5 protein-coding genes are annotated in these 4,994 nt (G+C 70.0%); 2 read left to right on the forward strand and 3 right to left on the reverse strand.

What is annotated here, in order from left to right:
* The 3 genes from AC08OP_RS20455 to AC08OP_RS20465 all read right to left on the reverse strand — a co-directional run.
* On the reverse strand, positions 1 to 937 hold a 937-nt coding region (locus AC08OP_RS20455; RefSeq protein WP_476615661.1), incomplete at its 3' end, for a PP2C family protein-serine/threonine phosphatase.
* Between the two features lie 237 nt (positions 938 to 1,174).
* Positions 1,175 to 1,951, reverse strand: a complete 777-nt coding sequence (locus tag AC08OP_RS20460) for a hemerythrin domain-containing protein (RefSeq protein ID WP_476615657.1) — start codon at positions 1,949 to 1,951, stop codon at positions 1,175 to 1,177.
* Between the two features lie 203 nt (positions 1,952 to 2,154).
* On the reverse strand, positions 2,155 to 2,868 hold the full coding sequence (locus AC08OP_RS20465) for a PhzF family phenazine biosynthesis protein (protein WP_476615658.1): 714 nt from the start codon (positions 2,866 to 2,868) through the stop codon (positions 2,155 to 2,157).
* Positions 2,869 to 3,088: 220 nt separating this feature from the next.
* Here AC08OP_RS20465 and corA point away from each other — a divergent pair, with 220 nt between their 5' ends.
* Complete coding sequence (gene corA / locus AC08OP_RS20470; RefSeq protein ID WP_476615659.1) at positions 3,089 to 4,351, forward strand: magnesium/cobalt transporter CorA; 1,263 nt, start codon at positions 3,089 to 3,091, stop codon at positions 4,349 to 4,351.
* A 215-nt stretch (positions 4,352 to 4,566) separates the two neighbouring features.
* Complete coding sequence (locus AC08OP_RS20475; protein ID WP_476615660.1) at positions 4,567 to 4,953, forward strand: hypothetical protein; 387 nt, start codon at positions 4,567 to 4,569, stop codon at positions 4,951 to 4,953.
* Positions 4,954 to 4,994 lie beyond the last annotated feature (41 nt).

Below are 4,994 nucleotides of genomic sequence, written 5' to 3' on the forward strand. Positions count from 1 at the left end.
CGATCCGCACCTCCTCGGAGAGGTCGTCGTCGACGATGCCGAGAGCCGGACCGACGACGTCGCCCGGCAGCGCCGACAGCCGCGGATGCAACAGCGCCGGCGGCGGATGACCGGCCAGCCGCATCCGCGCCGAGGTCCGGTCGGGAGCGATCGCGAGGGTGCACACCGTCGCAAAGATCTCGTCCTGTTCCCGCTCGCTCACCAGCACGCGTTGGAGATACCCGAGCCGGTCGGGTTCCGGAACACCGGCAAGGACCAACGTGCGCCACGCGATCCGCAGGCTCACCCCGAGCGCTGCCTCGTCCGGGCCGTGCCCGCAAACGTCGCCGAGCAGGACGTGGAGCGTGCCGTCCGCGGTGGACACCATGTCGTAGAAGTCCCCGCCGAGCAGGGACTGCTGCCGGCCGGGGCGGTACCGGGCGTCGTGGTGCAACCGGCCGTCGTCGATGAGCGGCCGGGGTAACAGGCCGCGTTCGAGGCGGGCCCGCTCGTCCGCCAGCAGCTCCGACTCCCGCAGCGCCTGCGCGGCGGTGTCGGCCCGCTTGCGCTCGATCGCGTACCGGACGGCCCGGACCAGGTCCCGCCCGTCGACCTGGCCCTTGACGAGGTAGTCTTGCGCGCCCGCGGCGACCGCCTGCGCCCCCCGGTACTCGTCAACCAGACCGGTGAGCACCACGACCGGCGCTCCCGCCTCGACCGTGAGCAACCGGCGCAGCGCCGACAGGCCCTCGCTGTCCGGCAGCCCTAGATCCAGCAGCACGCACGCGACGTGCTCGCTGCGACGGGCGGCTTCGGCCACCGTACGCACCCGGGTCAGCTCGACCGGAGCGGAGGCCTCGTCGAGGAGCTCGGACACCAGATAGGCGTCGGCATCATCGTCCTCGACCAACAGCACAGGCCAGATCACTTCCACGGGATCAGCGTTCGGCGCCCGCATCGCGTTGCTCTCGGTTCCTGACACATCTCCTCGGCATTGCACGACACGAGGCCATACCGGCCCAACCCGGACCCGAAGCATGGCACGACCACAGCGCCCGTGCGCATCGGAACGCCGAACCGGAGTGGACCGCGGCCAAGAAGACCGACCAGGAAGACGGAGCGCGACGGGCTCAGGAAAACCGGGCTCAGAAAGACATGGTGGGCCCACGGGAACGACGGCAGTCGCCAGGACAGATCAACGGGCGGCGGTGTGGCTATCAGCATCGGTATGGCTGCCGGCAGCGGTGTGGCTGCCGGCAGCGCGGCCCTGCGCGCCCTCCCTCCCTGGCGGGGTCTCACCCGGAACCGGCGCCGTGGGACGGCCCAGCAGGTACCAGCCCCACAGCCCGGCGGGCACCGGGGCCCGCACCGGCGCGCCGGGTACCTCCCGAGCGTCCATCACGTCGAGCAGGTGATCCCAGTAGCCCGTCAGGCGGGCCACCAGGCTTCCACCGAACAGCCTGCTGTGCAGGAGGTGCGGATGCGGTCGGGTCGGAGCGTGGCGCATCGCATCGGAGAAGCGGTCGAGGAGATCCCGGCGCTCGTCGTCGGACAGCTCGGCCATCAGCTCACGCAGAAGTTCGTCCTCCAGCGTCGCATGTTCGACCATCAACGCGGCCAGATCCCGGCGCAGGTTCGCGACCGGCTCCGCGGGCCGGTTGAGGTCCCCCTGGACGTACTGTTCAATGCCGCGCATCACCGAGGAGCAGCGCCGCGCCAAGCGGCCCAGGTCCGCCACCCGCGCCCGGCCACCCACGACCCGGCGGGCCATCTCCGGGTAGACCACCGACTCCATCGCGCTCAGGTGCGCGGAGACGGCGGCCACGGCCGCGTCGCTGGCATGCAGCGCCTGCCGCGGGTCGGTCGACGGACCACCCACGTCACCGTGGGCGTCGGCGCTGCGCGAGAGCTCGATCAGACGGACGGCGTCCTGATGCGCGGCCTCCACCAAGGTCGCCAACGTCTCGGCCATGACCACCTCGCAGCCCATGGGCAGATACCCAGCGGAGAGCTACCGGAAGCCAAAGCTACGCCTAGCCGACCCGGTCCGCATCTCGGCAGCCACCACGCAGCCGTAACCCGGTACCCACAAAAGGTGCCAGTCGCCTCGCTCGGCACCTGACTCTCAGACCTACTCCCTGTGGTGTCCGGCCGTGGCTTCGCCGGACGGCACCGTCACCGGGCGAGGAACTCGTCGAGATCGGCGAGGAACCGCGTCTCATCCTCGACCACCAGGCCGCCGATGTCGGCGTGGCCGGGCGGACCCGGCTGCGCGAGCACAATCGAACCGGTACCGTGCCGGATGGTGAGCCGCCGCCCGAGCACCGCGGCCAGTCGCATGGAAGCCGACCCGCAGGCCTCGTCCTCGGTGACGCCGTGCCTGCTGGCGAAGGCCCGGGCCCGCACGACCCCGCCCGGCTCATCCTCCCACGCCCAGAGCTGGGTCAGGTCCTCGCCGGGTGGACGGGGCAGGTCGAGCGCGTCGACTTGGCCCGGATCCGCGAGCATCTCATGCCACCAGTAAGGCACGGCGGCCAAGGCGCTGCGGACCCAGACCCGGCCCTGCTCCTGCCAGCTGACCGCCTCGCCGCCGGCCGGGCGGAGGATCTCCGGATGGCCACCGAGCAGCCGACCCAACAGCCAGGCCGACCCTACCAGGGCGTGTCCCGCCATGGGCAGCTCCCCGGCGGGCGTGAAGGTGGCCAGCTCCGCCAGCTCCGGGTCGTCGACGAAGACCGTGGCGGGGCAGCCTAGTCGGCGCGCGACGACGGACCGCTCCCGCGCGTCGGGCAGCAACTTCGCGGCGTCCAGCACCACGGCGAGCAGACTGCCGCCGGCGCCCGTCTCGTCGGCGAACACCCGAAGCGTGCGTACCTCGATCCCGATCACTCGATCCTCCCTGTGAGGTATCCCATACGCCGGACGTGTGTCTCACCCTTCGCGTGGCACCCCGCCGGCACAGTCGCCAGGCATCCGCGTCCACGGTGAAGCCCGGATCGCCTCCGGACGGCCGGCACCGACTTGTCACCATGAAGGTTCACCAGCGGGAAGGTCGTGGGAAATGCCGACAGGTGGACATGGACATGGATCGGCGGCAGGGAAGGAGGCAATGATGCGGGACGATGCGGTGCCGGGCGAAAGAGTACGCGACGAGACGGTACGCGAGAGCCGGGGACGCGACGATGACGGCGCGCACCCGGACGGCGGCGACCACGGCAGCCAGCATCCCGTCCGGGAGGTGCTGGGGGACGCCCTGGAGCAGGCGTCGGCCAACGCCCATAAGCTCGCCGGCGCGCTGACCCGTCCGGTCTCCCTGGTCCGGGTGGGTCGCAAACGACGCCAGGTGCCCCGCCCCGGGCTACCGCGGACGCCGGACGGGCGCGTCATGGCCTGCGGCGTGTACAGCCATGGCCGGCGGGTCACCACGGACATCGACCAGGCCGACGCGCTGCGGTTGGCGCGGTCCGAACGCAGCGGGTTCGCCTGGCTCGGCCTGTTCGAGCCGAGCTACGAGCAGCTCACCGCGATCGCCGAGGAGTACAGGCTGGACAAGCTCGCGGTGGAGGACGCGGTCACCGGCCACCAGCGCCCCAAGCTCGAGCAATACGAGAACCACCTGTTCATGGTGCTCAAGACGACCAGTTACGTGGAGCACACCCAGATGACGAGCACCTCCGAGGTAGTCACCACCGGCGAAATCATGATCTTCCTCGGCGAGGACTTCGTCGTGACCGTGCGGCACGGCAGGCACGGGGAGATGACGAAGCTGCGCGGCCGGCTGGAGGCCAACCCGGAGATGCTCCGGCACGGCCCGACGGCCGTGCTGCACGCCATCTGCGACAGCATTGTGGATGACTACGTCCGCACCGTGGAAAGCATCCAGGCCGACGTCGACCAGATCGAGGCGGGGGTCTTCCATCGGGATCAGAAGCCGTCGACGGAAAGCGCCTACCAGATGAAACGCGAGCTTCTGGAGCTCAAGCACGCGGTGCTGCCGCTCGCGGGCCCGTTGCGTACCCTCACCACGGACGCCCCCACGATGGTCGACGTGGCGATGCGCCGTTACTTCCGGGACGTCGCCGACCACCTCGAGCAGGTCAGCGAGCGTATAGCTCACTTCGACGAGCTGCTTTCCTCCGTGCTCCAGGCGACGCTGACGCAGGTGACGATCGCACAGAACGAGGACATGCGACGGATCAGTGCCTGGGTGGCGATCGGCGCCGTCCCGACCGCCGTCGCCGGGATCTACGGGATGAACTTCGACCACATGCCGGAGCTTCGTCAGACGTGGGGCTACCCGGCCATCCTGGCCGTCATTACGACGATCTGCCTGTTCCTCTACCGTGCGTTCAAGCGCAACGGCTGGCTCTGACACCGACCTGCATGCTATGCGCGCAGGGACCACGACAATGACGGCAGATCCATAGTCCCTTTTTACTATCAGTTGGCTGACGCGACGTATCCGTACGATGGGTTACCCCTGGCCCGCCACGTCGGTTACCGTTACCAACCGTGTCGGAGCAACCGGGTCTCGTGCCAGCCGCTCGGTGCGGTCCCCGCCGATCCCCCCACCCGTCAGGGGACTCCATGACCTCGTCTGACCCCAAGAGTCATAAAACAGCCATCCTGCCTGATCGGGGCGATCTCATCGCGGAGCTCGCCGGCCGGCTGAAGGCCCTCGACGCGCTCCTCAACCGGCTGGAGGATGCCGAGCGGCAGGCCGCCGACGCCAGCGAGCATCTCATCCGGACCCGCCGGTGGCAGGAGGACACGGTCCGGACCATCCAGGAGGAGCGGGCTCGGATGCGCCAGCGCCAGCACGCCCTCGACGAGCTCGCCGGCCACGCCCGCGCCGCGGTCGAGGCGCTGGCGCACCATCGCTCGCTGCCCCGTGAGGTCCACGAGCTCGCGGTCGAGCTCCAGGTGCTCGATGCGGCGGGATTCCTCACCCGCCGCAGCTCCCGGTCCCGCTGAGGGGGGTGCACGCCCGACCTCGCCCGTCAACTACTTTAAGT

Source organism: Frankia sp. CeRuru1, assembly GCF_977966315.1.

Coding starts and splice junctions, on each gene's coding strand:
- AC08OP_RS20460 (WP_476615657.1), bottom strand. CDS start 1,951: ATGGCCGAGACGTTGGCGACCTTGGTGGAGGCCGCGCATCAGGACGCC.
- corA (WP_476615659.1), top strand. CDS start 3,089: ATGATGCGGGACGATGCGGTGCCGGGCGAAAGAGTACGCGACGAGACG.
- AC08OP_RS20475 (WP_476615660.1), top strand. CDS start 4,567: ATGACCTCGTCTGACCCCAAGAGTCATAAAACAGCCATCCTGCCTGAT.